This window comes from Aquimarina sp. MMG016 (genome assembly GCF_018100805.1).
Taxonomy (GTDB): Bacteria; Bacteroidota; Bacteroidia; order Flavobacteriales; family Flavobacteriaceae; genus Aquimarina.
The window spans coordinates 544,205-569,330 of the sequence record NZ_JAGJEA010000001.1 but is presented as its reverse complement, the minus strand read 5'-3'; the positions used below and the strand labels follow the sequence as shown (position 1 = coordinate 569,330).

Annotated in this window: 34 protein-coding genes; 4 read left to right on the top strand and 30 right to left on the bottom strand. The window is 34.6% G+C overall.

What is annotated here, in order from left to right:
- The first annotated feature begins 128 nt into the window (after positions 1 to 128).
- Together J8M14_RS02385 and J8M14_RS02380 are read left to right on the top strand one after the other, a co-directional pair.
- Positions 129 to 3,926 carry a hypothetical protein gene (locus J8M14_RS02385; RefSeq protein ID WP_211072742.1) on the top strand — a complete coding sequence of 1,266 codons (3,798 nt, stop codon included), beginning with the start codon at positions 129 to 131 and terminating at the stop codon, positions 3,924 to 3,926.
- A 28-nt stretch (positions 3,927 to 3,954) separates the two neighbouring features.
- On the top strand, positions 3,955 to 4,635 hold the full coding sequence (locus tag J8M14_RS02380; protein ID WP_211072741.1) for a hypothetical protein: 681 nt from the start codon (positions 3,955 to 3,957) through the stop codon (positions 4,633 to 4,635).
- Positions 4,636 to 4,639: 4 nt separating this feature from the next.
- Here the strand turns inward: J8M14_RS02380 and J8M14_RS02375 are convergent, their stop codons facing one another.
- From J8M14_RS02375 to J8M14_RS02285, 19 genes are all read right to left on the bottom strand, one after another.
- Positions 4,640 to 4,870 (bottom strand): DUF4248 domain-containing protein, encoded by a 231-nt coding sequence (locus J8M14_RS02375; protein ID WP_211072740.1) that lies wholly within the window; start codon positions 4,868 to 4,870, stop codon positions 4,640 to 4,642.
- 1 nt (position 4,871) lies between these two features.
- On the bottom strand, positions 4,872 to 5,111 hold the full coding sequence (locus J8M14_RS02370; RefSeq protein ID WP_211072739.1) for a hypothetical protein: 240 nt from the start codon (positions 5,109 to 5,111) through the stop codon (positions 4,872 to 4,874).
- Positions 5,108 to 5,287, bottom strand: a complete 180-nt coding sequence (locus J8M14_RS02365; RefSeq protein ID WP_211072738.1) for a hypothetical protein — start codon at positions 5,285 to 5,287, stop codon at positions 5,108 to 5,110. Before J8M14_RS02365 ends, J8M14_RS02370 begins: the two co-directional genes overlap by 4 nt.
- Entirely contained in the window at positions 5,287 to 5,946 is a 660-nt protein-coding gene (locus J8M14_RS02360) for a hypothetical protein (RefSeq protein WP_211072737.1), read from the bottom strand. The genes J8M14_RS02365 and J8M14_RS02360 overlap by 1 nt, the downstream gene beginning before the upstream one ends.
- 10 nt (positions 5,947 to 5,956) lie before the next feature.
- Complete coding sequence (locus J8M14_RS02355; RefSeq protein ID WP_247672529.1) at positions 5,957 to 6,472, bottom strand: CHAP domain-containing protein; 516 nt, start codon at positions 6,470 to 6,472, stop codon at positions 5,957 to 5,959.
- Positions 6,469 to 6,861: a hypothetical protein gene (locus J8M14_RS02350; protein WP_211072735.1), complete on the bottom strand. Its 393-nt coding sequence runs from the start codon at positions 6,859 to 6,861 to the stop codon at positions 6,469 to 6,471. Before J8M14_RS02350 ends, J8M14_RS02355 begins: the two co-directional genes overlap by 4 nt.
- A 63-nt stretch (positions 6,862 to 6,924) precedes the next feature.
- Complete coding sequence (locus tag J8M14_RS02345) at positions 6,925 to 7,941, bottom strand: peptidoglycan-binding domain-containing protein (RefSeq protein WP_211072734.1); 1,017 nt, start codon at positions 7,939 to 7,941, stop codon at positions 6,925 to 6,927.
- 5 nt (positions 7,942 to 7,946) lie between these two features.
- Complete coding sequence (locus tag J8M14_RS02340) at positions 7,947 to 8,372, bottom strand: hypothetical protein (RefSeq protein ID WP_211072733.1); 426 nt, start codon at positions 8,370 to 8,372, stop codon at positions 7,947 to 7,949.
- A gap of 26 nt (positions 8,373 to 8,398) precedes the next feature.
- Positions 8,399 to 8,575 (bottom strand): hypothetical protein, encoded by a 177-nt coding sequence (locus J8M14_RS02335; RefSeq protein WP_211072732.1) that lies wholly within the window; start codon positions 8,573 to 8,575, stop codon positions 8,399 to 8,401.
- Between the two features lie 81 nt (positions 8,576 to 8,656).
- Complete coding sequence (locus J8M14_RS02330; protein WP_211072731.1) at positions 8,657 to 9,478, bottom strand: hypothetical protein; 822 nt, start codon at positions 9,476 to 9,478, stop codon at positions 8,657 to 8,659.
- Complete coding sequence (locus J8M14_RS02325) at positions 9,462 to 9,710, bottom strand: hypothetical protein (RefSeq protein WP_211072730.1); 249 nt, start codon at positions 9,708 to 9,710, stop codon at positions 9,462 to 9,464. Before J8M14_RS02325 ends, J8M14_RS02330 begins: the two co-directional genes overlap by 17 nt.
- A gap of 179 nt (positions 9,711 to 9,889) precedes the next feature.
- Positions 9,890 to 10,159 (bottom strand): hypothetical protein, encoded by a 270-nt coding sequence (locus J8M14_RS02320; RefSeq protein WP_211072729.1) that lies wholly within the window; start codon positions 10,157 to 10,159, stop codon positions 9,890 to 9,892.
- A gap of 9 nt (positions 10,160 to 10,168) precedes the next feature.
- Positions 10,169 to 10,699, bottom strand: a complete 531-nt coding sequence (locus J8M14_RS02315; protein ID WP_211072728.1) for a hypothetical protein — start codon at positions 10,697 to 10,699, stop codon at positions 10,169 to 10,171.
- A gap of 48 nt (positions 10,700 to 10,747) precedes the next feature.
- Positions 10,748 to 11,152 carry a hypothetical protein gene (locus tag J8M14_RS02310; RefSeq protein WP_211072727.1) on the bottom strand — a complete coding sequence of 135 codons (405 nt, stop codon included), beginning with the start codon at positions 11,150 to 11,152 and terminating at the stop codon, positions 10,748 to 10,750.
- A gap of 52 nt (positions 11,153 to 11,204) precedes the next feature.
- Positions 11,205 to 11,828 (bottom strand): hypothetical protein, encoded by a 624-nt coding sequence (locus J8M14_RS02305; RefSeq protein WP_247672528.1) that lies wholly within the window; start codon positions 11,826 to 11,828, stop codon positions 11,205 to 11,207.
- 113 nt (positions 11,829 to 11,941) lie between these two features.
- Positions 11,942 to 12,526, bottom strand: a complete 585-nt coding sequence (locus J8M14_RS02300; protein ID WP_211072725.1) for a hypothetical protein — start codon at positions 12,524 to 12,526, stop codon at positions 11,942 to 11,944.
- Positions 12,527 to 12,590: 64 nt separating this feature from the next.
- Positions 12,591 to 13,859: a hypothetical protein gene (locus J8M14_RS02295; RefSeq protein WP_211072724.1), complete on the bottom strand. Its 1,269-nt coding sequence runs from the start codon at positions 13,857 to 13,859 to the stop codon at positions 12,591 to 12,593.
- Between the two features lie 40 nt (positions 13,860 to 13,899).
- Entirely contained in the window at positions 13,900 to 14,823 is a 924-nt protein-coding gene (locus J8M14_RS02290; RefSeq protein ID WP_211072723.1) for a transglutaminase-like domain-containing protein, read from the bottom strand.
- Complete coding sequence (locus J8M14_RS02285; protein WP_247672527.1) at positions 14,823 to 15,170, bottom strand: hypothetical protein; 348 nt, start codon at positions 15,168 to 15,170, stop codon at positions 14,823 to 14,825. The genes J8M14_RS02290 and J8M14_RS02285 overlap by 1 nt, the downstream gene beginning before the upstream one ends.
- Before the next feature lie 309 nt (positions 15,171 to 15,479).
- Between J8M14_RS02285 and J8M14_RS02280 the strand changes: the two genes are divergently transcribed.
- Positions 15,480 to 15,650: a hypothetical protein gene (locus tag J8M14_RS02280; protein ID WP_211072721.1), complete on the top strand. Its 171-nt coding sequence runs from the start codon at positions 15,480 to 15,482 to the stop codon at positions 15,648 to 15,650.
- A 15-nt stretch (positions 15,651 to 15,665) separates the two neighbouring features.
- Here the strand turns inward: J8M14_RS02280 and J8M14_RS02275 are convergent, their stop codons facing one another.
- From J8M14_RS02275 to J8M14_RS02250, 6 genes are all read right to left on the bottom strand, one after another.
- Positions 15,666 to 16,208, bottom strand: coding sequence for a hypothetical protein (locus J8M14_RS02275; RefSeq protein ID WP_211072720.1), 543 nt, complete (start codon positions 16,206 to 16,208; stop codon positions 15,666 to 15,668).
- 119 nt (positions 16,209 to 16,327) lie between these two features.
- The gene (locus J8M14_RS02270) at positions 16,328 to 16,579 is read right to left on the bottom strand and encodes a hypothetical protein (RefSeq protein WP_211072719.1); all 252 of its coding nucleotides are present in this window, start codon (positions 16,577 to 16,579) and stop codon (positions 16,328 to 16,330) included.
- 3 nt (positions 16,580 to 16,582) lie between these two features.
- Positions 16,583 to 17,794, bottom strand: a complete 1,212-nt coding sequence (locus J8M14_RS02265; RefSeq protein ID WP_211072718.1) for a hypothetical protein — start codon at positions 17,792 to 17,794, stop codon at positions 16,583 to 16,585.
- Positions 17,784 to 17,990, bottom strand: coding sequence for a hypothetical protein (locus J8M14_RS02260; protein ID WP_211072717.1), 207 nt, complete (start codon positions 17,988 to 17,990; stop codon positions 17,784 to 17,786). The genes J8M14_RS02265 and J8M14_RS02260 overlap by 11 nt, the downstream gene beginning before the upstream one ends.
- A 17-nt stretch (positions 17,991 to 18,007) precedes the next feature.
- Complete coding sequence (locus J8M14_RS02255) at positions 18,008 to 18,304, bottom strand: helix-turn-helix domain-containing protein (RefSeq protein ID WP_211072716.1); 297 nt, start codon at positions 18,302 to 18,304, stop codon at positions 18,008 to 18,010.
- A 4-nt stretch (positions 18,305 to 18,308) separates the two neighbouring features.
- Entirely contained in the window at positions 18,309 to 18,482 is a 174-nt protein-coding gene (locus J8M14_RS02250) for a hypothetical protein (RefSeq protein ID WP_211072715.1), read from the bottom strand.
- Positions 18,483 to 18,686: 204 nt separating this feature from the next.
- Between J8M14_RS02250 and J8M14_RS02245 the strand changes: the two genes are divergently transcribed.
- On the top strand, positions 18,687 to 18,905 hold the full coding sequence (locus tag J8M14_RS02245) for a hypothetical protein (protein WP_211072714.1): 219 nt from the start codon (positions 18,687 to 18,689) through the stop codon (positions 18,903 to 18,905).
- Here J8M14_RS02245 and J8M14_RS02240 read toward each other — a convergent pair whose 3' ends face one another.
- The 5 genes from J8M14_RS02240 to J8M14_RS02220 form a co-directional block, all read right to left on the bottom strand.
- The gene (locus tag J8M14_RS02240) at positions 18,906 to 20,186 is read right to left on the bottom strand and encodes a hypothetical protein (RefSeq protein WP_211072713.1); all 1,281 of its coding nucleotides are present in this window, start codon (positions 20,184 to 20,186) and stop codon (positions 18,906 to 18,908) included.
- Positions 20,187 to 20,272: 86 nt separating this feature from the next.
- Positions 20,273 to 20,749 carry a hypothetical protein gene (locus J8M14_RS02235; protein WP_211072712.1) on the bottom strand — a complete coding sequence of 159 codons (477 nt, stop codon included), beginning with the start codon at positions 20,747 to 20,749 and terminating at the stop codon, positions 20,273 to 20,275.
- A 346-nt stretch (positions 20,750 to 21,095) separates the two neighbouring features.
- Positions 21,096 to 21,758 carry a hypothetical protein gene (locus J8M14_RS02230; protein ID WP_211072711.1) on the bottom strand — a complete coding sequence of 221 codons (663 nt, stop codon included), beginning with the start codon at positions 21,756 to 21,758 and terminating at the stop codon, positions 21,096 to 21,098.
- Between the two features lie 151 nt (positions 21,759 to 21,909).
- Positions 21,910 to 22,710, bottom strand: coding sequence for a PoNe immunity protein domain-containing protein (locus tag J8M14_RS02225; RefSeq protein ID WP_211072710.1), 801 nt, complete (start codon positions 22,708 to 22,710; stop codon positions 21,910 to 21,912).
- A gap of 5 nt (positions 22,711 to 22,715) precedes the next feature.
- Positions 22,716 to 24,995, bottom strand: a complete 2,280-nt coding sequence (locus J8M14_RS02220; protein WP_211072709.1) for a hypothetical protein — start codon at positions 24,993 to 24,995, stop codon at positions 22,716 to 22,718.
- Positions 24,996 to 25,126: the final 131 nt, after the last annotated feature.

The following is a 25,126-nucleotide window of genomic DNA, read 5'->3' as shown; positions in this document are numbered from 1 at the left end:
AGGTAATGGTATGAAGGTTCGTGGATTTGATTTCGGGTTGATTCCTAATTGTGAATACCCTTAAGTAAATATTTTGTGGGTAAAACAAAACTTATAATATCTTTATAAAATGCTAACTTGAAATAAGTATGATCAACCATATAAGCCAAGATTCCCTTGTCTCACTAAGTAAAATAATTAAGAGGTATAGTCAAACTAATAACCTTTTTGACCAACAGTTTGATTCCAACAGTGCGTTTTCTTCTCTTCAGTATAATATAGTACCCGCGTTAGTAGAGATTTTTTTATCTGGGAGCTTAACTTTTTTAAAGGATACTGACTTAAAAAAAAGCATTAAACAATATAATAGTACCCAGGATGATAAAATCAATTTTGAAGAACTATTAAAGAAAGGCTGGATACGACTAATTAACAATGAAATCAGGGTAGCAAAAAAAATATATTCGTTGGGGAAAAATGGTTCAAATAGATCTGATCTAGAGTTAACAGAACAAGACAGTAAAGAACTTGATTTTATAAAATGGCTGCCAATAAACTTGGATAAAAATGTTTTTATTGATCAAACTAATATCAGTCAAATATTAGATAAATACAAAATCCCAGTAGATCATTTAATAAATAATTCTGTAGTCATTTCAAATGAAAACGGAACGTTTAAGTGGAATAATAGCAGTCGATTAATAGCGAATTTTGAACAAGAAATTACGGCCTTGCTATGGTCAAAATTGGAAGTTGAAAACAATGGCCTGGAGTCTTTTAAAAAGTTTATCAAATATCGATTACATATAATAAATCGATTCCCGGTTATACAAAATAAATACTTTAATAGAAATCAAAAGAAACTTCTTGTAACCTTGGTAGATGAATTGCTTACTAATGAAGGTGATTTGATCGACATAGGTTTTGAAAACCATAAAATTTTTCTTGATGGACATGCTACTCACTATCCTAACCTAGACGTTTCTGAACTAAAAATTAATAAAGAAGACGCATATACTATTTATAAAAGTTACGATGAGTTTCCTGGTAGTCTTCAAAATGATATAATAATTCAGGATAGTAGAATTGAATATTCATTAGCGATTCGGTTTTTGATCCTAAATGATTCAATACAACTAGACGAAACCAGAAAATTATTGAATCATCTAGATAAACCCTATGTTGTATATAAAATATTATACCAACTAAAAGGATATAGAGCACATTCCATTCCATATTTAATGATTGATGAAAAAAACTTTGCTCTTGCTTTTTATCTTATTAACGGTCTGGGGTTTGAAGCAGAAAAACCAGGAGCTTTTGAGAATTCGAATAGTTTAATTCAAGATAGCATATCAAAATTAAATAGTTTTCTGTTACTTTTATTTGAAGAAATCCTTAATGCTATAAGTTATTTGGCGTATCAAAACAATATCGGTAATTCAGCTACTCAAATAACAAGAATATTTTTACTCTTGTCAAAAAACACCTTTAAGTTCAACCGTAATGTCTATGATCAGAGTTTGACAATACACACCCTAAGCAAGGAGTTATATTCTGATTGCTTAAGGATTTTCCAAAATCAAAAAGTAAACCTAAAAAATCCAACTAAAGACTTTAATAGCTTATTTCAGCTTTTAGGACATGATTTAGTAAATAATATTTCGATAGAGTTACAACAGTTTAAAAGTATAAGTAGTATAATAATACTGCCTGTTTATTTGATTGATCTTTCAATCGAAATACTCAAAATATCTTCTTTGCATAAAACCACTGTACCCAATGGTTTTGATGATAAAAAAATTAAAAGAAAGATATTATCCACAATATTAAAACGCTTTGGGAAAATTTATAAAATTAAGAGCCCTAAAAAACTACAATATTCAGGAAAAACTTCCTTTATTAATACAAGTTTTCAGGTAGACGAATTTGGTATCGAAGTTATTGATTGGGGAGCATTTTGTGTACAATTATATAATTTTGATAAACTAGAGTCATTTTATAAGTATTTTTCATCAAAAAACTTTGATAATAAAATTAGTGACGGTGTATATAGTAATACTAACTTAGGAGAAGCTAAGAAATTAATCATTAATTTTAAAATTTTGATGATTGGTTATTTACAATTAACCAAAAACAACAATACATATTATGTTTCCAACCGACCTGGCACCATAGCTACAATCAAAAAAATTCTTTTCGAACAAATCAAATATTATGCACTTCATTACAATTCAGACATACACCTATCTAATGGTTACCTGGATATTTTTAATTTCAGGTATTTTCATTTAACAGGAAACCCATATTACAAACCATTACTGGATTTGTTTATGGGTATTATAAACGGTTTAGAAGATATTTCTGAGTCAAAGGAAATTTTGAATGATTTTTTCAAAAATAACCGGGACCTGGTAAGGCTTTTAAAAACAAGTAATTTAATTAAACATCCAGATTTAAAAGTTACTATTAATAGCCTTATTGACAAACAGAATGTCTCTGAGTTTGATACAATCTGGAGACCTGAGCTGGAAAATGCTTTGGTCGAATCGGTAAATTCTGATGATCATTATCTGAAGGCAGAAGAATTTTTGAAGAGATTAGAATCTCAAATGAAAAATACTTCAGGGTTTCATAAGGAAGAAAAACAAGACTTTATATATAGGGTTAAGCTTTTAATTGCGCTAAGAAAAAAAGATTTAGAAACCATAAAAAACTTAGAGTATCCAAAAATTAGAAATTTTTATTATAATCATCAACATCAAATCACCAATATAAAAGAACATTACATTGCCTTATATCACATTAACATTGATAATGATTTTAAAAGAGGGATAGAAATATTAATGGAGCTAGTAATTACAGAACCTGAAAATATTAACTATCAATTTGATCTTTATGAAGCAAAGACCCTTAATGCAGTTAAAGAGAATACTATAATCCAAACATCTATTGAGATAAGGAATGAATGGGAAAAGGCCAAAAGAGAGGAGCTACCAGAATTCAAAAATGACAACCTAAAAACTATTGAGTTAATTCATGCCTGCTCCCAAAAAAACACAATTTTGTTTGACACCCTGATTAATGAGGTATCTAAAACTTACCTTGAGGAGATAGATGTTGTTATACTATTTTGTGACTTTTATACTGAAAGGCAACTACCAGAAATGGCTTATAATTTGGTAGAATCAGCAATAAACCACAATAGTCAATTTAAAAAGCCTTTAGATAATTTCTTATCAATTAAATCGAGTTATGAATCCCCTAAATTAGCCAGTAAAATTAATAAAGCATTACAATCCTTAAATAACATTTCTAGAGAGTTTGTTCCTCTTTCCATTCCCGATAAACAAAACAATTATAATACAATAGATTTTTTTATTCTATTTGAAATTATAAAAGCAGTTAAGTTAATGCAAACAAAAATTGTAGCAGTTGAATCCATTAGAAATGAGAATAATTATAATGATATTATTAGTTCAATTCTAAGAAATAGAATCACATTATGGGGTTGGGATGTTAAGCAAGAAGAACGTTCAGGTAAATCTTATTCTAATGACGGTATAGGTAAAAATGCTGGTGAAGTTGATTATACCATTACAGATTCTAATGAAGATATTGCAATGATCGAAGCTTTTAGATTAAAAAATATTGAAAGAGGAAACATCCAAAAACATCTCAAAAAATTATATACCTACAATAAAAATCTTAATGAATATTATGTTTTAATATTTTTTAAGGGTAGAAATGGGTATGATCAAAGAGTTTGGGATGGTTATTTAGGAGAAGTTGAGAACACTAATTTCCCTAAACAATTGGCAATTGATAAAACAAAATTAACAGAAGACTTGTCAAACAAGTTTAAAAATATAAAGTCTATTAAAGTAGCACGTACATTTCACAAAAACGGCTCAAAAATTTATCACCTGATGGCTGATTTAACTTAACATACTATATAATTCTTAAAACCTAATTATGAAAATCGAAGTTTTTGAAAACATTAAAAAATTGTTCCCTTTTATTACTTTATGGATTTTACTATTAAGTGCCTGTAAAGAGCTAATATATTATAACGGTTTTGGTATTATGATTTTACATTATATGGAATTATCTGAACTTACATATCTGTTTTTGGATGACATCATGATTTGGGCTTTTTTCTTGATTTTACTTATTAGCTTTTCATTGACTAATAATATTGATAAAAAATTGAGTATTCAAAACCATCCTTTTAATCGGTTCTATACTTATGTGTTTATTTTTACTGTTCTATCAATTTTTGTAGTAACAGATATTCTGGAAGACTATGTGGAAAATATGAATTTATATTTTATCGCAATTACGATATTGATTTCTTCGTTTCTAATTTATTTATTACCAAGATTTAAAAATTCGTATATCGGTAAATTTGGTGTTCTAGTTCCCATGTCATTTGTATTGGTGTATTTTGTTGCAAAATTCAAGCAAGCATCACTTATGGATGGGTCCAGTGATTCGAAGTCGATAATTACGTTTGAAAGCAATGATGTTTATTCAAATTCCAATAGTTTTTATATAGGTCAAACCAAGGGATATCTCTTTTTTTATGATAAAGAGAAAGAAGAGTCAACAATTTATGCTAAAAACAAGATATCTAAGATGACATTTTCAAATTAACCATCTAAGGCTCTCCCAATCTTTCGAATAAAAATCGCACCACCTCAGGCCTGAGAAGCTTAGTACTTTTTTTATAACCAAACTTTTCTAATTCTTCTAAATAGGTATGTATCCAGGAAGAAAATGTTTTGGTGCATACATTATACAATGCTGCTAACTCATATTTATAATAAGCTCTTAACTTGGTAGGTTGTTCCCCTTCAAAATATACTCTTTTAGGCTGTAAAGATTTCATACTATTTTGCTAAGTTTTTATTCAGGAAACAATTATATACTTCTTTCCCTTCCCACATCGACTCAAGAGATTCTGTATCATCATCTACTTCATAAATAATAGTTTGTGGGTTTTCTAAAACATATGGAGCTTCGAATGTATCAATTGCCAATCCATATTGAGATGATATTTTTTCCAATGCTTTAATAAAAGCCCTGCATCGTTTTCTTTTGTCTCTTTGAAGTTTAATATTACATTTCATAGTTTTGTATTTTCTTTTTCTGGAATCAACTGCTCGCCTAGACAGGTTCCGATAAATCCACCGATCAGTATAAAAGGATAAGTTTCTTTAGGGGAGTACTTTTTAGCTATAATAAATCCAAGCATACTTCCAATGAGTATCCATCCTGCTTTCTGTGTGTTTTTAGATACTCTCATTAGTTCATTCTATTAAGTACGAATAATCCTCCGGCAGCTACCAATGATCCCCAAGCTGCAAGTTGTAACCTCCTTCTTCTCTCATCCCTAAAATCTACTAGTGTAACTGTAAAAGAATTACCATATCGTTTACGATGCCCGTTAGAAATCTGTAAGAATCGATCAAAATCTGTAGCATTGGCAAATACCAGGCATCCAGCAGAAAAATCATCAATCACTTTAGTGGTTCCTTGCCTTCTGGCACGATGGATATTAATCCCAAACTGACCTGTATCCTGAAATCCGGATTCAAACCATTTAAACAATCCTTTGCGCTTATAATTTCGAATTACAGTAACAGGTTTTGTTTGTATCAATGCATTATAAACCCCTCTATGTAATCCTATACTGTAGGCATCTATATATTGCCCTTTCTTTAGAAAAGCAGTTCCTTGAGGATGTATAGGGTTTTCCAGCCAGTATTGTCCTGGATCAGTTGTGGCTTTAAACATATGATATATCCATTTTCCTTTATCATTAGTATAGAAAACATGGATCTCATCATCAAAACGGTTGCTACCCATAAAACGACTGCGATATCCAACAATATTAAGCTTATAAGGCTCTCTATAAATCTTATACTCTTTGCTTTGTAATATTTGTAAACTCTTTGATAGCATCTTTTCTAATTTATGGTAATTTTTGCCTGTCAGTGCTATTGACAAAGTCCGATACTACCCATACTTGTTTTTTTAATCTTCGTTTTCGATAGACACCATCACCTTCCCGTGAACCATTATCATTGGTATTTCCTTCTACTGTGACAATCCATTTCTCACCCCACTGATCTATAAAACCGATATGAGCAGGACGGTTTTTGCTATTATACCATATCATAAATACATCACCTTTTTGTGGCGTTTGCTTTTCAAACTTACCACGATGATAGATGCGTTTACGCCTTAAAGCGAAGCTGGGAACCCAGGCACTTTGCGGAGCTTCTACTTCTGCATTCTGGTAACACCACGAAACGAACGCAGCACACCAAGCATATGACGGACCTAAATCTACACTTGCCAGATACATTTCTACATGAGATCCTCTGTTAGAACCTCCTGTTTCACGTACTCCCACCTGGGAATCGTATAGTTCTTTTACACATTCCCGTGTATGCTCTTCATCATTTTTAGTGCTTATTAGGCTCATAGAGCCCTGGCTAGTGATGCTACTGCAAACAAGAAAGCAAAGAATATAAAAGTGGATAATTTTAGCTTTTGCCATGGTGTAATGGTATTAAAATCGTTTCTAAAATGATGGTCTAAATAATGTTCTGAAGTGGGCCAGATGAGTTTCATCAGGATTCTTACAATGCCGTGAAGGACGAAAATTCCAATGATGGCGAACAAGTATACCTGGAATACTCCTGCATCATAGGTTCCTGAGGTTGGGTCAATCCATCGAAGGAATACTGCACTATGAATCCATAATATTAACCCAACTGCCAATGAGGACAATTCACGCCACACTTTAAAATAGTCACAGAATGGCTTTAGTTTTTCTAAAATGGGTAACAACCATTGTATTAGTTTTTTCATTGTTTTTATTTTTAAATGTTACACTTATAGTTATTTATTGATACCAAATGCCATCAATGATGGCTAGATGGAGGATAGGTTTCTGGTGGGGGCGAATACCGTTTCTCCGGATTGTGTTAGGATTCTGGTTGTTCCATTTTCCATTCCTGTGATATATCCCACTACCGTATTTGGAGCAAGTTCAGGAACGATAAAGGATCCATCTGTAGCTTTTAGCAAAGTTGGTTTAACTGCTATAGCGAGATTCCACTCATTATTGATTTGATTAGAATTTGTGTCAAAAGATCCTATGGATCCAAGTCCTGGAATAAACCATACACCTCGTGCATTTTGCTTTAACCCCATACGTCTAAACTCTGCTCTTATTTTTACTTTCTCCAGTTCTTTTTGTTTAAAAGTCACACTAAGTAATGCATTGACCAATGAAGTTACCCGAATCCCATTAATCCTAACCCCTTGAAAAAAGGTACTCACCGATTGGTACTGATCTACAGAATTTATTTTTTTAAGTTCACTAAGTACCCCAAACAGATTTCTTGTATTGGCAGCAGCTATAATTTCTCTGGAGATCGATGCTGCATCGAACCCTGAAGTAGTTGTTTTGCCTACTAAGCTTGTAAAAATACTTTGTGTAATTACTGAAGGAAAACCAGCAGCTCTAAGTGCTCGTTCTGTTCCTTTCCCGAAAATCCCATCCACACGACCACTTTTAAAACTAGTCTCTTTAATGATCATAGCTGCTTGTCCACCTTTTGCCAGGAGTGCATTTTGTATCATCGCTACTAAAGCACCTCGAGCACCTCTCTTCACCGGAAAGTTGCTAGCAGCAACGGGCAGGCTAGGTTTTGTGATGATATCTTTGGAAGGGGTAGTAATAGGATCATTGAAAGCACTTCGCTTTGCAGCTGCTTTATTTCTAATGTGATTATAAGCTAAATATCCTATCCCTAATGCTACTCCGCCACCAAGGCCAATCATCAAAATTTGCTTCTGGGTAAGTGGTTTGTTTTTATTTTTGCTTGGCTGTCCGCCTCGGACTTTCTTTCTTGTTTTGACCGCAGTCGTTGTATTTCGTTTCATGGGCCTTATCTTTTTGAGTTAATAATTTCATTGGCAATCGCAAACTCTTCTGTGGTGAGTTCGCTTTGTAGATCGGCTGCTAGATTTCTACCTTCTAAATCACGATAAGCGCGCTGAACTTTTCGCATCATACTGGCCGTTGGGATTTGTTCCAGCGTTCGAAACAAAGTTTCTTCATCGGTTCCCCATCCAAAAGCATTGTCATTTTCAAAAGCCATTACCAATCGAATGGCGAAATTGGCAGGGTTTCCTTCGTTTAGAGCTTGTCCTTCCCGGATATCTCTTTTAAACCTTCGCCATAATGCCCGTACTCCCCAAAAGGCAGCAACTCCCAATCCTGTGGCTAATAGTATATTTGTGGTTTTTCTACCAACTGTTACTTTCGATCTTTTCTTTATTGCCTGCACTGCAAGTGCTGCTGGGAGTGCCATAGTGTATTCTTTTTATTGATCTCTCGCTATGCGAGTTTCATTTTTACCAGGTTTCTAATAAAGGCATCATTAAGAAATAGCTGTTCCATCTTGATAATGCCTTTGGCTCCAAAATTTTTATTCATCGTTTCAAAAGCCTTTTGCACATGGCGGGCTTCTGTTTGGTCTTTTACTTCTATCTCTACGGTGATCGGTGTTTTCATATGTATTATTTTTATTGTAGTAATGAGTAGTCAGTATTAAGTACAAAGACTTATTTCTTAACACTGAATACTTTGTGCTAATTACTCTGCTTCTTTATTACCATTCTTTTTCGCCTCTGTTTTTCGTTTTAATTGACTTAGGTAATAAGTGATTTTTTGTATCAACCCCTGATCATCATTGATCTGTTCTCCTAATTGGATCATCAGTTGTATGACTTGTTCGAATTGTTCTTCAGTAAACACCTCACTAAGATGCTCTAATACCTGAAGTAAGTAGTTATTCTCCTGGTGATCATTAGTGTTTTCCGGTGTATCGCTGATACCCAGCCTTCCCAGGGTTCCTGCAATCCCTTTCATTTGATTGGGGTACTGTTTGGCTAATCCTGAAATTGCACCGGGAAGGAGGGCTTTTCCTAATTCTACAAAGCCTAATTTTTTCACCAGGGCTTCGATTTCCTTTTGGGCCTCATCGAGGCCTTCCTGTAATTTTTTTACTTTGGATTCAGATTCAGCATAGGACTTTTTAAGTTGCTCATAATCTCGTTTCTGGAGTTCTTCCTGAAGCATAGTATGTACCTTATGATGAACACCATTCAAGGTTTCCTCACTACTTTTGGATATTTCCTCCAGTTTTTCCTGAAGCTTTCTATTTTCCATCGATAGGCGTTGTATGGTCAGCTGATCTTTTACCACAGGATTCACTTCTTGTGATGTATTTGTAACTGGCAATTGTCTCACCATATCTTTTTCAAAAGATGTTTTTAATCCTTCTAACTTAGATTGTCCCTGGTCCATTTTATACTTCACATAAGCACTTTCATTGGTAAACCCTAACCGATCCATTTCAGCATACTGCAACTCATTTAATCGAACTGATCCTGGTTTTCTATTCCTTGCTTCCATCATCTTCCGTTTTTAAGATCACCTGTAAAAAGCGAATGGTTCGCTGGTATTTCCTAGTATTGATAATTTCAATACGGTCCCCATGCTCGTGGGAGTTTTCAATAATTCCTTGTGTATACCAATTATCATAGCGCCCATAATCTGATTTGACAATCAGCCCCCAAGCGATATAGGTTACCAACCAGATTTCATTATTTGCCTGAAACTTCAGCATCCCATTTGGTGGTATCATAAATTCCCTGTAAACAATGCGATACGAATCGTATCCTCGTTCTTTGGCTCTTCTGTCTGCATATTTCAGTGCAAATTCCTCACGCATCACACATTGTGTGTTTTGTTATCCCAGACCCATAGGGTCATTTGGCATTTCATTCTATTAGGGATAACTGGTTATTATTAATTTAAATGCCACTATGTGGCCTCTACGAGTAACCATACGGTTACTTCGTATGGATAGTTAGCTTGTCCTTCATCCTGATAGAAAGCGGTGATATAATCGGTATCACCTGATTCATCTACTGGCAACAATTGCTGGTTTTTTGGAACATCCGACAATTGTAATTGCATATCCGGAGTAAGTTCCTGTTCAATGACTTTTGAAAATGAGTCTTCCCAATGCAACTGCTGCTGCTTATAGAAAATTCCTCTTTTCTGAAATAGTGATAATGTTCCTAAAAGCATACTTGTATATTAAGTTGGTGGAAAAAATGTAATCAATGAAGACCCCGATTTAGGAAGTCTTTCACTCCAGAGATAATATTTATCAGGAGTACATTGTCCTTCTCGAGTAAACTCAAGGAGTATGGGATCCCCTAATTCCTCAGAAATACCATTATCAATAAAAAGGGGAAATCGATCTAAAACAGGATGTACATAGTACCACCATTGATTTGTGAATTCTCCATTGGAAAACCCATCAGGAGGGTAGTCACCATCATAAAAATCACCATCATTATCAGCTAAAAATTGGGTGTCCGTCATTTTAAAATCAGATATCCCATAATAGTACTTAGGAAGGAGCTCCTTATCCACACAGGATTTTTTTACTTTAGAAGTGACTAAAAGGGCATTGACTTTGGTAGTAGCGAATGGAAGTTTTGTCCCTGCGTTCAAAAATTGATTTTCCCTTTCGATTATAAATTTTATCGGGACAAACTTCCTCCGCACTATAACAGTGTCATAGGTACTTTTATTGTTTCCTCCTTTGATTATACACTTCATAACTATCAGTTATTAAATATCTATTGTGGATTTTTTGCTAAATACGGTCTACGACCGCTCTTGAATGAGGATGATAAGGGTTACCATATACCCACGTTCAAAAGGAGCACTACTATGATCTTTATCTTCAAAACGTATCTTTACGGAAAGGTCTCCCGGCAATACATCCCCCAATTCAAAGAAACGTTCCCTGGGGGCTACACTAAGTGAAGACATTAGTATCTTACTTTCAAAACCATCAGGAAAAAGTTCCTCCCCTCCAATTTCGATACGTTGTCTCCCTCGGTAATATAATCGGTCTGGATAATCAGAGATCAGTTGAATCCCTTTCACTAGTTTGGTATATTTTGGTAACTCAAAATTATCTACGGTAATCAGTCCATTTTGCTTTTCCACTTTAAAGGAAAATACTACCCTAGTCTCCTTGGTTTTCTCTTGTTCTTCAGTGTTCATCAGCTATTACATTTAGATTAGTTTTTTAATTTTTGCCCCGCACGGCTCTTGCCTAGGCTGGGACTGTTGCTGTACCTGCCAGTACCACTTTAATCAGTGCTTTTTCCGGGGCATCATCACCAAGTTCGATATTGAATTCAAATTCCTCATCATCACGGATAAAGCGTGGACTTTCTAAAAAGTAGGTTCCCAGATTCAGCATGGTATTGCCATCGGTAGCAAATTCCTGCATAGGGCGTTCATCGATAATAATCTTCTTATTCGCAATTAATGAGAACACTCCATTCTGCAATCCACCTACTTTTTTGATACTATCAAAATTGGTTTGTTTGATTACTCTTTTGAGTTCCGAATCACTCCCCGGAAGATCACCTTCAATCTCTGCAGCCAGTAGGATGATACGGTTGCATAAGAACAATCGATCCTTTTGAAGTTTTGCCTGGGTAACATTGGTGATCCCAATTTCCTTGGCATCCTGAGTTTCGAACATATCAATGTTTGCTTTGTTCCCTGCGAACTTGATAGCATAATACGCGGTATCTGCTAATTGTAACCTGCCTTCTTTAATCCCTGTGGCTACTTTAACCATCGCAGGATCATATTTTTTCGCCTGATCTCTTAAAGAGATATGGGCATTCACAATTTCTAAGAATTGTGATCTTGAACTTTTTTTCATTGTATTCATCGTTTTAGTATTTGAGTTTTTTAGTATTGGAGAGTTGAGTTTGTTTTTGTTAGAATAGATAAATATTTGATTGCTCAAATACTCACTTACTCACAGGCTCACCTCTATGCCACTGCATTGAGTTCAGAGATATCTTCAGCTCCGTTTAATTCCATCGTATCGATTCCACCGATATTTCCATCAAATCCATTAGCAAAGTCTTGCTGAATATCGATGGTAGGGAGTTGTTCTCCATTTTCAATCTTACGGATAATCTCATCCACTTCACCAGTATCAAAATCCCCTGTATCTGCAACTTCCGATCCCATAAAAACCAATGGGCGATCTTCAATATTTCCAAGTGCTAGTTTCTGTGCCATAGAAGGAGAGAGCTTATCGAGGTATAATTTTTTACCAATAGCTTTCAGGGAATTGATTGCCCGGTCTTTGGCATCGTCCAGATTATCTTTAATACCATCCACTCCGTTAATGGCTTGTGATTTTCTTCCGAAACCATTGGAAAATGCCATCCCTACTCCAGCGGAAGTGATCCAGTCTTTACCGTAGTAGGCTCCCCCGAATATGGTCAGCGCACCAAGTGCGAGGGAGTACCTTCCTACGGCAGATCCTGCCACCATTCCTAATACTCCTGTGCTGAGATGTTTCCCAACTTCCAGAAGACTACCTTTTGTATTTGCTTTTACTTTCATTTTAAATCTTGATTTATAGTTTCCGTGAAGACGGAAATCTCATGGTTACTACGTTATTTCTGTTTTACAATAATGCTTTTGGGACGAGTTTTTTTGGAGCTTTTCTTGTTGTGCTTTTTTTTCTACCTCTCCGGGTTCCGGAACCTTTGGTAAACCTTCCTAATTCATCTCTTTGTTGTCTTTTTTGCTTTCCTTGCCGAGGGTTTCTGGGTGTTCCGGATATAGGTTTAGAAGTTTTCTTTTTGTTAGATCGCATCGCAATGGCTACTCCTGTTCCTACCACCAACAATCCTGTTCCAATGAGAATGGGCGTTTTATGTTTTTTGAAAAAACTTTGTTTTTCAGAGGATTCCGTATTGGTATTTGAAGGCAATGCTTTATTCTGAACAACACTTTGTTGTGCAGGATTTCCTGGAATAGCAGGAGTAAAGTTCTGTACTGGAAACTGTTGTAATCTTGGATCTCCAAATCGTACAGGAGCAGGCGGTAATGTTGGTATTGGCTTTGGTTTTTGAAATAAGTCTTGCGCCTGCTGTTTTATCTGTTTACCTTTTGTAAACACATTACCTATCTTACCTACCAGTGCAGCCACAGCTGCTACCGCACTGGTTGCTGCAGCAATGGATGCACTGGATGCCACAGCACCTAATCCTTCTACCTGAATTTCATTATTGAGAAATGCTTCAACCACATCGGGATCAGACTCCACCACAAACTTTTCAAAAGGATCGTTATATATAGTTGGCTCATCATCTTCAAAAGGATTACCCAATCCAAAACCACTTAGGGGTACTTGTTTGTCTTTATTTCCTTTACCTCTTAGAATGGCTTTTTTCAGGTTTTTGGTTTTTCCGCCTGCCATATCGTAAATCTTCTCTGCCTTTTGAACTGCTTTTCGCATCTTGGCAAACTTGCGCATATCTCCACCACGTCTTCGGGCTTCGGCATCACTTAAATATCCAAAACGTAATTTCTCAGCTACTTTGAACATATTGATTTTCATTGCTAACAGAAATCCGTTTCTAAGCAGGATGGTAGCAGGATTTAGAAATCGGTTAAAAGTTTTTACAACGGGTTTGATGACTTTTTTGCCAAATCGTTTTAGGCCTCTTCCGATCTTTTTAAAGAAGCCTCCCAAACCATCAATCACATAGATGTTTTCATCCAGATCGGCATACATCACCACATTTCCTTCATCGTCTAATATCTCATAGGCTATATCCGGGGGGGCATCATTGATGCCATTTATTATCTCACTCATACTCTGAGTACCTGCAATATCCAGGGCATCTAATCCTGTGGCATCAAAGCCGTCTAATCGGTGTAATTCCATATCCTTTATCTATTTTGAGGTTATAAACCTCTTTTTTGTTTTAATTTCTGTTCGTATTATTATTTTTACCTCTCGCGTTGCGAGTTTTGCCTCTGGCGCTGCCAGTAAGGAGTTTTAGTACACCTATTCCTGCTGCAACTGATATCCCTGAAAGGATTAAAAAATTTAATAGATTAAAATCTTTTTCGGGGGGTAATGTCTTGATCTGCTCTCCATCATCGAGTCGAAAAGGTGAGGCTACCAGCCCATTTTTAAAAGATGATACTCCTTTAGTATTCCTTACAGGGGTGGTACATTGTATTTTCTCTGTCTTGGGAGGTATGACTTTTCGTAGTGGAATGGGTGATTCCTCTAAGGCATCTAAACTGATGTCTGCCATATCCACTCCACTCAATGTTCCTAAACCATCAATGGATATATTTTTACTAGTAGGGACAATGTCCCTTTTTTGGGAATAGGGGACTTCGTAATTAAACTGATCAGCTACACAATCAATGATGATATGTCCGTTCGAAGTTGGTACAATTGGGTATACATGTTGAAAGTGATGTTTTCCTCCATATTTGGTAATTCTCACTTTATATGGTATTCCAAGATTGGTCAGGATGCTTCCTATAAACACCGTATAACAATCACAATCCACTCCTGTAAACCGATCTGCCCAGGTACGAGAAGGTCTGCGTACTTGTTCTACACCTGTTTTATCCATTTTATACTGGATATGCTGATACACAAAATTCCAGATGTTCCTGCAGGTTTCAGTTATATGGTGACCTTTCAGTTTTTTTGCTAGTTTTTCTGTATCATTTATGGTCTCTCGCACTATGAGTTGCATCAGTTGAAGCGTATCCTCCAGTTTTGCTTTGCCAGGACCTATAATAACAGTATCCTTATGCACACTCTTTGGAAACAAATGGTCAAAGCTTTTGGTACTATTGATATGTCTTTTACTTTGTGCTTTCATCAGAGTTGTAGAGTCATAGTATCAGTTTGTTCATATGGCAATCCGTTGATTCGGGTGATGATCTGAGCTTGGATGTTCAGTTGGATAGGTTTTCCATTTCTTATCTGGTTTACCGCCTCGGTGCCCAGTATCTGGATCAGGGTAAGCCATCCTGCGGATTGGATATGCAGATCAAAATCTTTTTGACTGTTTTCGGGAATTTCAATGACTGCATTTTCCACTGTTGAGCTTCCCAAGAGTTTGTTTTTATGTAAAATTCTGACAAAAGGATGTTGTAGACGTAAGGCTACAGGATTAGGATTTTGTAATTGTACCATTGCTTTGAGTTCAATCCCTGTCAGGTTCACCTTATGGATCCGTACCCGAATACGGGAAGTGATATTGGTACTCGCTTTTTGCAAACGGGATAAATATCGTATCGAAAAAAAAGTGGCCAATCCACCAACGATCCATTTAAACATTTTGTACTGATTTTCAGTCAAAGGAAAATGTTTACAAAACAGCAGACAAACAAGCTTGTTTAAGCCTGTTTAGGTTATGGCCTTCTGTATAATTTATGGTAGTTTAGTGTTGTGCTAAGCACTTATTTGCAGCATTAGTAAACCTTTGGTTCTATAATTTAATGTGGGCTTAGATAAACCTAAATATTCGATATAATGGAAATGCGATTTTGGAGTAAAGCAGAATTAGCTACTCGATTTGGAATTAGTCGGGAAACTCTACGATTAAAATTGAAAGAAATTAAAGGGTTGGATACCGGACGTAGACAATTATTATACCCCTACGAGGTGCGAATGGTCTTTAAGGAATTTGGGATTAAATATTAAATCTATATTTAACATTTAATAGCCTAAGTTAGTTCGAACTCCAGGACCTATTGGAAGTCTTCCAAGATGACAAACCAAACCTTGATAAGCGAATGCATTAATTCTTCTATTATCTCTGGGATGTCCTCTCATATGTCCAAAGTAATAATGAAAACATTCGTGTATAAGCACACCAGGTTGATACTGTCCTTTTTCCTCCCAATAAGGGCTATAGAGCGCAATATAGTGTTCATTTGGGAATGCTGCTGCAGGAGTATGAAGTTGCATGTTACCAAAATGTCTTTCACTATTATTATCCGAGGTAGCAGCAAGATAACTTCGAGATATTCTTCTTACTCTAACTTCAGGAACAACTCTGGTTATTAATTGAACTCGTCGTAATAAAATATCTAAAAAAGTAGTAGCTCTCGAATTGAAGAATCTTCGTAATGCGAATTCCACATCTGAAGGAATACCGTGGTTTGTAGAACTATCCCTTTGCCTAATTGCTGCTTCCAACCTTATTTTGGTTCTGTTTAAAGCATGTACAGATCTATTTCTTACGGTTTGTATTTCCATAGTATTAAAAAGCTTATAAAACAACAAACCCATTTATTCTTAGAAGTGATCTCTAAGAATAAATGGGGTGTTTACAATTAATGATACAAGATACAAAGAAATGGAGATGCCAACAAGGGTTAAAACACCCTTATTCCATTCTTAAACTTAGCCAATTCTTTGCCATTAGTTTTATTCTCATAAATAATAGCAGTTTCCCAGGTTCCTTTAAAATGTTGTAATAGCATTTTTTCAAGTCTGCGGATGCCAAGGGCCTGATTAGGTTTTGATCTTTTATGTTTCCTGTCGAACGAATAAAATGTCCTGGAGTTTCCATCATTAAAGTATATAATGCATTTACTCAATGCTATATCTGGATTAGGATGTATCATGGTTTACATGTTTACCATTTTGTGTAAACTTTTTTCATATTGACTTAGTAAACGCTCATCTCTGTATTGTGCTAAGCGTTTTTGCTGTATTCGAAAGAGTTGTAAACGACTTTTATTTTTGTGTTTTCCTTCTCCTTTTTTATGATCCTGCCATTCTGATTCGGTTTTTTGAATCAGGATCTGATTTCTGATTTCTCGTTTTAGCAATTCCTGTTTTAGAAACCAATTGTGAGTTTTTCTAAAATCATTCTTTTTGTTTTCTGGATGAAAATACAAATGTGGTGGCGGTACCCATCGATTAGGGTTTCTGTCTAACCATCTGGCGACCATATCGATACGTTTATACAGGATTTCCTGATAACTTTCCCAATCTTTTTTGCTACCGTGTACTTTAAATTTTCGATATACGGAAGCCCATATGTTATTTAAAATCTCTGTTTCTTCCGGTTTACTTAGCATAGTATTTGGGTACAGGAGTAATCGGGTGTAGCTCCAAAAATCTCGCACCAGTTGTAATAAAAAAGCCGAATCTGCCTCTTTTGCATGTGTAGATTTTGTAATCTGTAGTTGCTTTTTAGAAGCAGAATTTCGACTTTCCCTGATGTTCTTGTATTGTTCTTGTGAGGTTCCTCTAACTAAGTTATCAGTGGACTTGTGAGCTGGCAAGCGAACTCCTTTTTTTGGAGTTGTTAACTTATTCACAGTGTTATTATTATTTTTTAGTTCTTGTTGTTCATGAACTAATGGGTGAAAATTTTTCACTTCGAGGTCACAGACCTCTTTTATTGTTTGAATATCAGTTTTAATATTGTTGGAGATCGTTGACAATTTTTTCGTCTTAAAAACAGTAGGATTAATCCATAATTCAATCCCTGATTTTCCTCTGTGGATCTCCTTGATAATAAACCCTGCTGCTTTTAATCGTTCCTTATGATTGATGATTGTTCTCACTGTACACCCTTTACAAGAAGCCAGGCTTGGGTTGAAGGTTTTAAACCCAGGGAGAGTATCTTTTATGTTTTGTCCCAAACTAATAGTCCTATTGAGTTGCTTGGCGTAAAGTCTTGTTATTAATTCTGCAGTAGCCCTATGGTTAGCATTTAGTCTTTCTTTTAGTTGTGGATGTTTTCTGTTATAATGATCAATAAACTCTTTTGTGGCGGTAAAGAGTTTCCCAAAATCATAATTAGACTTTACTATACCTTTACTTTCCATAGGATGTGTTTTTAATAGATTGTAATTCGCGTAAGGAGGATAATACTGAATCATAACAGAAAATATTATGATTCATCTTTTCTAAAAAGATATGACTATACCTATCTCCAAATTGCTTCTTAACATTTTTAAGATTTTGTATAGAATCCTTTCTTTGCTTTTTCAGAAATAATATTTGTTCTTCGAGTGTAAGCATGTGTATCAATATTTTTATTAAGAATATCTCACTATATGTCTGTTTAAATAATCCAGGATGCTTTTCTTGGAATATTTAATGACCCGTCCGGCTTTAGAAAACACAATCTCATCGCAATCTCTGAGTTCCTGTAATTTGGTTTTACTTTTGATTCCCAATAGCTTTTTAGCTTCCTCTGCAGAAAGCCAGTCATTGGCGGGATCCATATTGGCTAATGCTTCTTCTTTGGCTTCTCGAATCGAGGTTCGCATCATTTGCATAATGTCACTTTGTAATTTTTTGTAAGCCTCTGATTCAAATACAATAATTTCCATGTGTTTATTGATTTACTTTTGTTTCTAATAATTGAAGAAATTCTTTTCTGGGAATAGCAGTAAGAGGATTGAAATTTTCTTTAAAAAAAGAAGGAAGATTACCAGCTAATATATATTCCCCGAAGGGAATACTTTGTTGGTTATCATTACACCTTTTTGACGTTATACTTGTTTCCATTTTTTAATTTCTCTTCAATGTGGGTGTAAAGAGAATCAATAGAATCATACCAAAACAGTGGTACACATGTGTACCACAAATCAAATAAGTCTTAAACTGTTGTAATACAATTGATTAAATTTAAGTATAGAAGCAAAAATTGTAAAACTTAATGCTATATTGCACCTAATAGCATCAGTAAACGTGTTATAAAGTTGAACCCATATGCAACACTCTGCCTTAAAAATTTTAGTCAAAGCGTTAGATATTCCTGATGAATTACGAACATTTCTAAATACTAATAACATTGATAATCTGGAATCCGTAATCATATACAAGATTCATGAGATTATGAGTATGGAAGGATTCTCATATAGAATCCTATATCAATTACTGGATGTACTGAACTCTTATGACTGTCTTGATCTTTTAGAAGAGCGATGATTAAAGTTCTCCACGCATATTTTCTAAGGTATACAACATTTTTTTTAACATCCCTTCCACAGATAGTTTCGTGGCTTCACTAACAGAGTAATATCTATTACTTATACTTTCCTGAGAAATTACTTGGGATTTCTTTGTAATAAATGTATTCGATAAAAACTGAAACAGTTTCTTTTTTGGTCCCTTAAGAAGTCCGGTTTCAAAAAGCAGCCTGGCTATTAATGATATTTCTGAAACCGAAATATGTACTAGCTTCTTTTTAGGAGCGACCACAGCGGTTTTCGGAATATTCTCAGGAGAAGGTTTGATTAACTGCACTTCATTTTTAAGAAAGCTAATTTCCTCTCTGACCCATATCAGAAGCTGTTCTTTTAAAGAAGGAAGGTTAGGATTATATTTGTAACTGCTGGTGATAGATGTTGTAAGAATTTCTTTTTGAAAAGATCGCAAGATGTTTGTTTTTTCTGTTACCTCCAGTATATCTTCACTCATTTTTTTAAAATGATTAATAAGAAAAAAGAACATTTTAAAGGTATTAAACTCCAGACTGATAAGTACTTTATATAGCATCTCTAATGAAGGAGGGTTTTCCTTATGAAGTAAATTTCTTAAAACCTTAATATATACAGATAAATATTCTCTGTCTTGATAAGAAAAAGAAGGTAACTCATTTTTGTATATCTGTAAAAGTGGTGCACAAATGATGTTTTTGGCTAACTCAGGAATTTCCAAAGCTTTTATCTGACATAACATTAAAGATACTTGCTCTTTGTTCTTAAGAGTAAACCATAATTTTTGTTGGTGTGATATCTGTAGCGAACAGTCTAAATATTTATAGAAAATTTGTTCTAAGTAATTTAGAATACTATCCAATGACTGATATACCAGTTTGAAAATATCAAGATCCGTTTTTTGATCGGATATTTGAAATTTTGAATTATGGTCTTCTGAAGAGAAATAATTATTCTCTATAATTCGACAATAGTTTAGGAGTAAAGCCTGATAATTTCTCACAATAATTTCAGTCCTTCCTTGTTCGTGGTAAGACAGAAATATTTTTTCATGAAGACTGCGTTGCATTTTTTTCTGAAAATCAGAAAGTAATACTTCATAAAATAAGAATCGTAAAGAGGCTCTAGGTTTAGTATGTATATCTTCTAATGTAACTTCATTTTGTGTTAGTTTTTTAATGTTATTTAAATAGTATCCCTTTGTTTTTTGGTTGGTCAATGGATGTAAGTCCTCGTGAAATATCCTATAGAATATATCAATTTTTTCCATGGACGATTTGTGTTTTAGTTTGTTTTCCCTTTACGTAGTTTTTATGTCATAGTTCTTTTTAAATAGTTAAATGTGATATATTTTAATTAGAGATCTAGTAATAATAACCTATCAGTTTTCTTATTTTTTTTGGAAACTCTGTGTTGTTTCAAAAAAATCACCACTTTAGACACTTCAGGCGTATTCTCCAGGTTCTCCAGAAGCTTCTTTTTGGTTAATGGCAGTAATTCTAATGGAGCATATTTTGTCTTAAAATAATAAGTAGTAAATGGACTCCATTTCATCCAACCTCTTTTATTCTCTTGATAAATATGCAGCCAATCATTTGATCCAATAAATTCACAAAAATTACCATTAGGCAGGACAGTGAATTGAAACGGATCAACATCTCTACTGCCATCAAGCCCGGAGTTAATAATTTGTATAATACTATCTTTAGTAATGGGGCTTGAGGTATAGAATAATAAAATTTCCATTTTATGTAATAGATCAAATACTTCTATTTTTTGCATACCTTCAAAATGCTGCATTATTTTATATAATGAGTAGTTTTCATTTTTCATAATATTGTTTTTATAAAGTGGCAGTTTACCATTTGACCGATGATAATATAATCAATCGCCTACCTGATTACTACAACTAAGCCATAGGTAGTGCTGCCACTTTTGCTAATTGAAATTGCTTGTGGTATTATGTTGATGTAAATCTATTATTTCCTTATACTCAGATTGTATTCAGAAATCCAAAATAAACTGAAGACTTAACCGCAAGACTGAGATTTATGTCCTACGTTTAAAGATCAAACTATTTTTTTTAAACTTATAGTTATAAACAATCAAGAAACTAGACGTGATAAGGGTTTTGATCTTCGATATTTTGACTAACTTCTCATTTTAGGTTTATTATAACTTATTTAATAATAAGCTCTTTTAAAGTATATTTCATTTCAAAACCTTCATAGAACTCCATTTCTTGTTTGACCTCTAATGGGTAGTATTTATCAAGTATACTCTTAAACTTAATAATGGGATGATATGGTTTCTTAATCTGATCAGTAACATATAGCGTATAATAAGATAAAGCCTGTTCTGCACCTACCATACCATTGTCCAGATAAACCACATATACTCTATAACAATCATAGCCATTGATTTTCTTAATCGTTTTCTTATCCTCCCAAATCTTTAGTAAAAATTTTTCTTTAGTATAATATGTATCAAAATCTTTTATGGTTTGTTGTGATAAATGAGTAGAGTCATTTTTTAGATAATACCTTTTTATCCTTATAGAATCTTTAATAGACAAGGATACTTTTTGTTCTTTACTAAATTCATTAACCACAGCGTGGGCTAAAGAACTCATTTCTTCTAGCTCATCATATTTTTGTTTTAAACCAGTAGAATCCAGGCTATATAACAGTTGTCTATCAATTGATAAACTACCAATACGTATAAAACTTTCTGTTATTTTTTTATAATCCTTTTTATGAGTAGCATCAAATGAAACAAAGAACTCTTGTGAATACATTTGTACACTCAAAAATATAAACAGTAAATATGTGTAATTCTTCATTTTGTAAACTTTAAAATAAGGACTAGTAGTATCATACTAGTCCTTACTATTATTTTTAATTAAATGTTCTCATCATCTTTTATAGATTTGCCCTGTGCTACTGCCGCACTGTGGCGATGAAAATTGACTGGACAAGTGTGGAGAATATACTCTAAAATCCTAACTTGCCTAATAACCCCTTTTTCTTGGGTGGTTCTGGACTTTGATGTACCAAATCTTTAGGATAATATTGCTGATCGATAAAACTACTATCATCCAAGCCCATAATCTTTACTATTGCAGCAGCCTCGAAGCTCCAGTAACCATAATAAGTATTTGCTTTACTTTTATGACTATTATAAAAGCCCGAGTGTTTATGGTAAAAGTCTTTTTCTAAAAATTCTTTTACCAATTTGGCAGCCTCTTCTTTATCATTTTGTTCAGTAGCTCTACGCAGCTTATCGTACACTTTTAATATCACTGACTGATCTGTATCGTATTCCTCTGGTCGTTTTTGTACACGATCTGGGAAACGAGCTTTGATAATAAACTCATAAAGATTATCACTGATGTTATCTCGATCTATTTTATCTACTAAAATCTTAAAATCTTGATCAGATGTATTTAGCAAATATCCTAATGATAACATGCGTAACATTTTACCATGTGGCTCAACCGTATAACGATCTGTGTATTGAATTCCTAGATTAACTTTGGTAGTTTTTGCCTTCCAAACATTTAAGTCACTTAAAATTTTTAAATAATTGTCTTTTACTATTACCAAATCTAATCCTATAGAATAATCAGCAATAACTTTGCTTAAACTCTTATCAAAAATATCAAACTTAAAAGTATCGATCATTTCAACAGCTACTTTTCCTTGATCCAATAAAGAATGACCTCTCGATATTAGTCTTTCTTTTTTTTCTATAAACTCTGTAAAGTAAGTTTTATCTTTTAAACTATCACGCATAATTTTTAAGGATTAAATGTACCTAGTGGCCCTCCTCCTTGAGTTAGATAACCTGTATCACTAACGTATTTATAGGTTACCGATCCATCGGGAGCTACTTTTGCTAATACCCTTGTATAACCAGCAGCTAATATATCTTGTGCAACTTCCTCACCAACTGCATCTACTAATCTATTATCAGCTCTAATCCAAGCATCACTCATCTGCCTGTCAAGGTCGGTGGCCGGATTCGCAGGGTTTAACGATGCTGATCCTGTATATTTCCCTTCTACAATAAAATATTGACCATTCTTTTCATATACACCATCGATCCCATTATGACCATTGGCATTGATATCATCGATACGGCTTTGTAAAGGAATATAACCTTTTTCAGCCAAATCAAGGTCTGCACCAATCTCTCCAAAATTACCTTTTTGTTTATTGGTGGCGGTTGCAATATTATTGCTCCATTGGCTCATTACACTTCGCTGTCGATCATTAATCGCATCGGCTACGTTTCCTAATACTCTGGCTACATCATTATCTCCTCTAGCAATGACATTGCCCAACTTATCCTTGAGCAAAGTTACACCTCTTTCCTTAATAAGTGTAAACTTGTCTTTTAGCTTATTGGCAATCGCAGCAATCTCATCTGCATTTTTTGCAATTACTTCTATTGCTTTTACACCACCTGTAAGGACCACTACCTTACCTACAAATTTGGTTCCAGTAGCCGCCCATCCTGCAAAAGGAACCGCTCCCGCAAAACTTAACCCAGCATTAATTTGATCACCTTCTAATAGATAAATGGCGCCATTGGCTAAATCTGCAATTTCACCAACTACAGGTACTAATCCACCAACATCCAATAACAAATGTACGGGTTCACTAAGTACCTGCCAAAGTGCTGTGGCATAAATACGGGCATCTGACCAATTATCATTTCTGTGTTGCCATTTTACCACCGCGATCTGTGCAGATAGTCGAAATCCAAAAGCAGGGTCGGTAGTGTCTACATCAAAATATTGATTTAAGGCTTGATAATAAGCTTGATCGTAGGGGCCATTCAGCTTATTGGCTCTTAGGACATCTAATGTTATGTTTGATGCTTTAATCGCCTCATCACTGTTATTGCTTTCTTCTGTAAAATTGAGTAACTCATCTGCTTGTGATACGGTTACTTGATTTTCAGATAAGGTTTTAAGGAAGCTTTCAATAAGCCTCTTAGAGGCTGGTTTATCTCCTTGAACACGGCCAAATTCACTGATCTTTTTGGACAGGTTTTTAGCGTTTTGGGCATATCTATTTTTATAGATGATACTTAGTAACTCTGGCACATAATTAATCTGTTCTCCCTGAAAATACCAATTCTCTTGCTGGGGAGTAAGATTTACAAGATCCGAAAGCGCAAATACCGCGACCTCCTTTGGGCTTAAAAACGGAGTAGAAACCATACCGCCATCACCGCCAAGTCCACCTCCAATGGCTTCAGGTGCCCTACCAGAGTTAATACCACGAAACCCCCCAGTACTATAATCCACAAAAGTATACCCCACCGATAAGGGACCGTTTTCACCTCCGCTTTCGTTTCCTGGACCGCAGACCTCTCTAAAATCCAGAACATAGGAACCTTCTGTACCTCCTTGTTCAGCACAGGTACATTGCGTATCCCAAGGACCGTGACAACCACAACAACTACAATACTGGGTAAAGGAATAAGCCACTATTCGACAATTACTACTTTTTGCTAAGTCATTATTATTTTTATGAAACCGTACACTTCTTTTTTGTTTAGAAATAACCTCTTCGATGCTAGAGAGTATGCGTCTAGTATATGATAACTCTTGATCAGATGATGGATTGTCAATATAATTGTGATATGTATACCAATATATGGTTTGCTTACCTAGTTGATCCACAAGAACGAGGTTATCAATATCACGTGCTGATTTTTGTTTTGTTACCAGCGAAAAAGTTAAAGAGGTATACTCATTAGCCACTACCTTTCTTACCTTGGTAAGATCAATATCAAAGAGTGGAGTGGTTGTAGTCTTTTGTTTTTCTTCATGAGAATGCTTGTCTGTACCCAAATTGTTACTAGTAATGAGATCATGAAATAGTTTTTCTGATTTTATTTCTGCAGCATTTAATATAGTAACTGTATGTGGCACTATAGTAATGGTTTCCGTAGTTGGCTCTTCTAATCTTTCTTCAAGAATTTCTTCTTTCTCACAACCACTAAATATGGTGAGTATAAAAATTGTAACAAAGAAAGAGGCATGTTGCCTTATAAAATTTTTCATAATGTTTGTAATAATTTATTATAGTTACTTTTCCTACTCTGTTTGATATAGGCTTTTCGGTATCCGCCTTACGCTGCGCTGCGATTGATATAATTTCTATTTTTCTGTTTTCCTTTTTTTAAAGCATTGCT

Excerpts from the sequence above, each read along its gene's own strand:
- J8M14_RS02385 (WP_211072742.1), top strand. The coding sequence starts at position 129 with ATGATCAACCATATAAGCCAAGATTCCCTTGTCTCACTAAGTAAAATA.
- J8M14_RS02380 (WP_211072741.1), top strand. The coding sequence starts at position 3,955 with ATGAAAATCGAAGTTTTTGAAAACATTAAAAAATTGTTCCCTTTTATT.
- J8M14_RS02375 (WP_211072740.1), bottom strand. The coding sequence starts at position 4,870 with ATGAAATCTTTACAGCCTAAAAGAGTATATTTTGAAGGGGAACAACCT.
- J8M14_RS02370 (WP_211072739.1), bottom strand. The coding sequence starts at position 5,111 with ATGAAATGTAATATTAAACTTCAAAGAGACAAAAGAAAACGATGCAGG.
- J8M14_RS02365 (WP_211072738.1), bottom strand. The coding sequence starts at position 5,287 with ATGAGAGTATCTAAAAACACACAGAAAGCAGGATGGATACTCATTGGA.
- J8M14_RS02360 (WP_211072737.1), bottom strand. The coding sequence starts at position 5,946 with ATGCTATCAAAGAGTTTACAAATATTACAAAGCAAAGAGTATAAGATT.
- J8M14_RS02355 (WP_247672529.1), bottom strand. The coding sequence starts at position 6,472 with ATGAGCCTAATAAGCACTAAAAATGATGAAGAGCATACACGGGAATGT.
- J8M14_RS02350 (WP_211072735.1), bottom strand. The coding sequence starts at position 6,861 with ATGAAAAAACTAATACAATGGTTGTTACCCATTTTAGAAAAACTAAAG.
- J8M14_RS02345 (WP_211072734.1), bottom strand. The coding sequence starts at position 7,941 with ATGAAACGAAATACAACGACTGCGGTCAAAACAAGAAAGAAAGTCCGA.
- J8M14_RS02340 (WP_211072733.1), bottom strand. The coding sequence starts at position 8,372 with ATGGCACTCCCAGCAGCACTTGCAGTGCAGGCAATAAAGAAAAGATCG.
- J8M14_RS02335 (WP_211072732.1), bottom strand. The coding sequence starts at position 8,575 with ATGAAAACACCGATCACCGTAGAGATAGAAGTAAAAGACCAAACAGAA.
- J8M14_RS02330 (WP_211072731.1), bottom strand. The coding sequence starts at position 9,478 with ATGGAAGCAAGGAATAGAAAACCAGGATCAGTTCGATTAAATGAGTTG.
- J8M14_RS02325 (WP_211072730.1), bottom strand. The coding sequence starts at position 9,710 with ATGATACCACCAAATGGGATGCTGAAGTTTCAGGCAAATAATGAAATC.
- J8M14_RS02320 (WP_211072729.1), bottom strand. The coding sequence starts at position 10,159 with ATGCTTTTAGGAACATTATCACTATTTCAGAAAAGAGGAATTTTCTAT.
- J8M14_RS02315 (WP_211072728.1), bottom strand. The coding sequence starts at position 10,699 with ATGAAGTGTATAATCAAAGGAGGAAACAATAAAAGTACCTATGACACT.
- J8M14_RS02310 (WP_211072727.1), bottom strand. The coding sequence starts at position 11,152 with ATGAACACTGAAGAACAAGAGAAAACCAAGGAGACTAGGGTAGTATTT.
- J8M14_RS02305 (WP_247672528.1), bottom strand. The coding sequence starts at position 11,828 with ATGAAAAAAAGTTCAAGATCACAATTCTTAGAAATTGTGAATGCCCAT.
- J8M14_RS02300 (WP_211072725.1), bottom strand. The coding sequence starts at position 12,526 with ATGAAAGTAAAAGCAAATACAAAAGGTAGTCTTCTGGAAGTTGGGAAA.
- J8M14_RS02295 (WP_211072724.1), bottom strand. The coding sequence starts at position 13,859 with ATGGAATTACACCGATTAGACGGCTTTGATGCCACAGGATTAGATGCC.
- J8M14_RS02290 (WP_211072723.1), bottom strand. The coding sequence starts at position 14,823 with ATGAAAGCACAAAGTAAAAGACATATCAATAGTACCAAAAGCTTTGAC.
- J8M14_RS02280 (WP_211072721.1), top strand. The coding sequence starts at position 15,480 with ATGGAAATGCGATTTTGGAGTAAAGCAGAATTAGCTACTCGATTTGGA.
- J8M14_RS02275 (WP_211072720.1), bottom strand. The coding sequence starts at position 16,208 with ATGGAAATACAAACCGTAAGAAATAGATCTGTACATGCTTTAAACAGA.
- J8M14_RS02270 (WP_211072719.1), bottom strand. The coding sequence starts at position 16,579 with ATGATACATCCTAATCCAGATATAGCATTGAGTAAATGCATTATATAC.
- J8M14_RS02265 (WP_211072718.1), bottom strand. The coding sequence starts at position 17,794 with ATGGAAAGTAAAGGTATAGTAAAGTCTAATTATGATTTTGGGAAACTC.
- J8M14_RS02260 (WP_211072717.1), bottom strand. The coding sequence starts at position 17,990 with ATGCTTACACTCGAAGAACAAATATTATTTCTGAAAAAGCAAAGAAAG.
- J8M14_RS02255 (WP_211072716.1), bottom strand. The coding sequence starts at position 18,304 with ATGGAAATTATTGTATTTGAATCAGAGGCTTACAAAAAATTACAAAGT.
- J8M14_RS02250 (WP_211072715.1), bottom strand. The coding sequence starts at position 18,482 with ATGGAAACAAGTATAACGTCAAAAAGGTGTAATGATAACCAACAAAGT.
- J8M14_RS02245 (WP_211072714.1), top strand. The coding sequence starts at position 18,687 with ATGCAACACTCTGCCTTAAAAATTTTAGTCAAAGCGTTAGATATTCCT.
- J8M14_RS02240 (WP_211072713.1), bottom strand. The coding sequence starts at position 20,186 with ATGGAAAAAATTGATATATTCTATAGGATATTTCACGAGGACTTACAT.
- J8M14_RS02235 (WP_211072712.1), bottom strand. The coding sequence starts at position 20,749 with ATGAAAAATGAAAACTACTCATTATATAAAATAATGCAGCATTTTGAA.
- J8M14_RS02230 (WP_211072711.1), bottom strand. The coding sequence starts at position 21,758 with ATGAAGAATTACACATATTTACTGTTTATATTTTTGAGTGTACAAATG.
- J8M14_RS02225 (WP_211072710.1), bottom strand. The coding sequence starts at position 22,710 with ATGCGTGATAGTTTAAAAGATAAAACTTACTTTACAGAGTTTATAGAA.
- J8M14_RS02220 (WP_211072709.1), bottom strand. The coding sequence starts at position 24,995 with ATGAAAAATTTTATAAGGCAACATGCCTCTTTCTTTGTTACAATTTTT.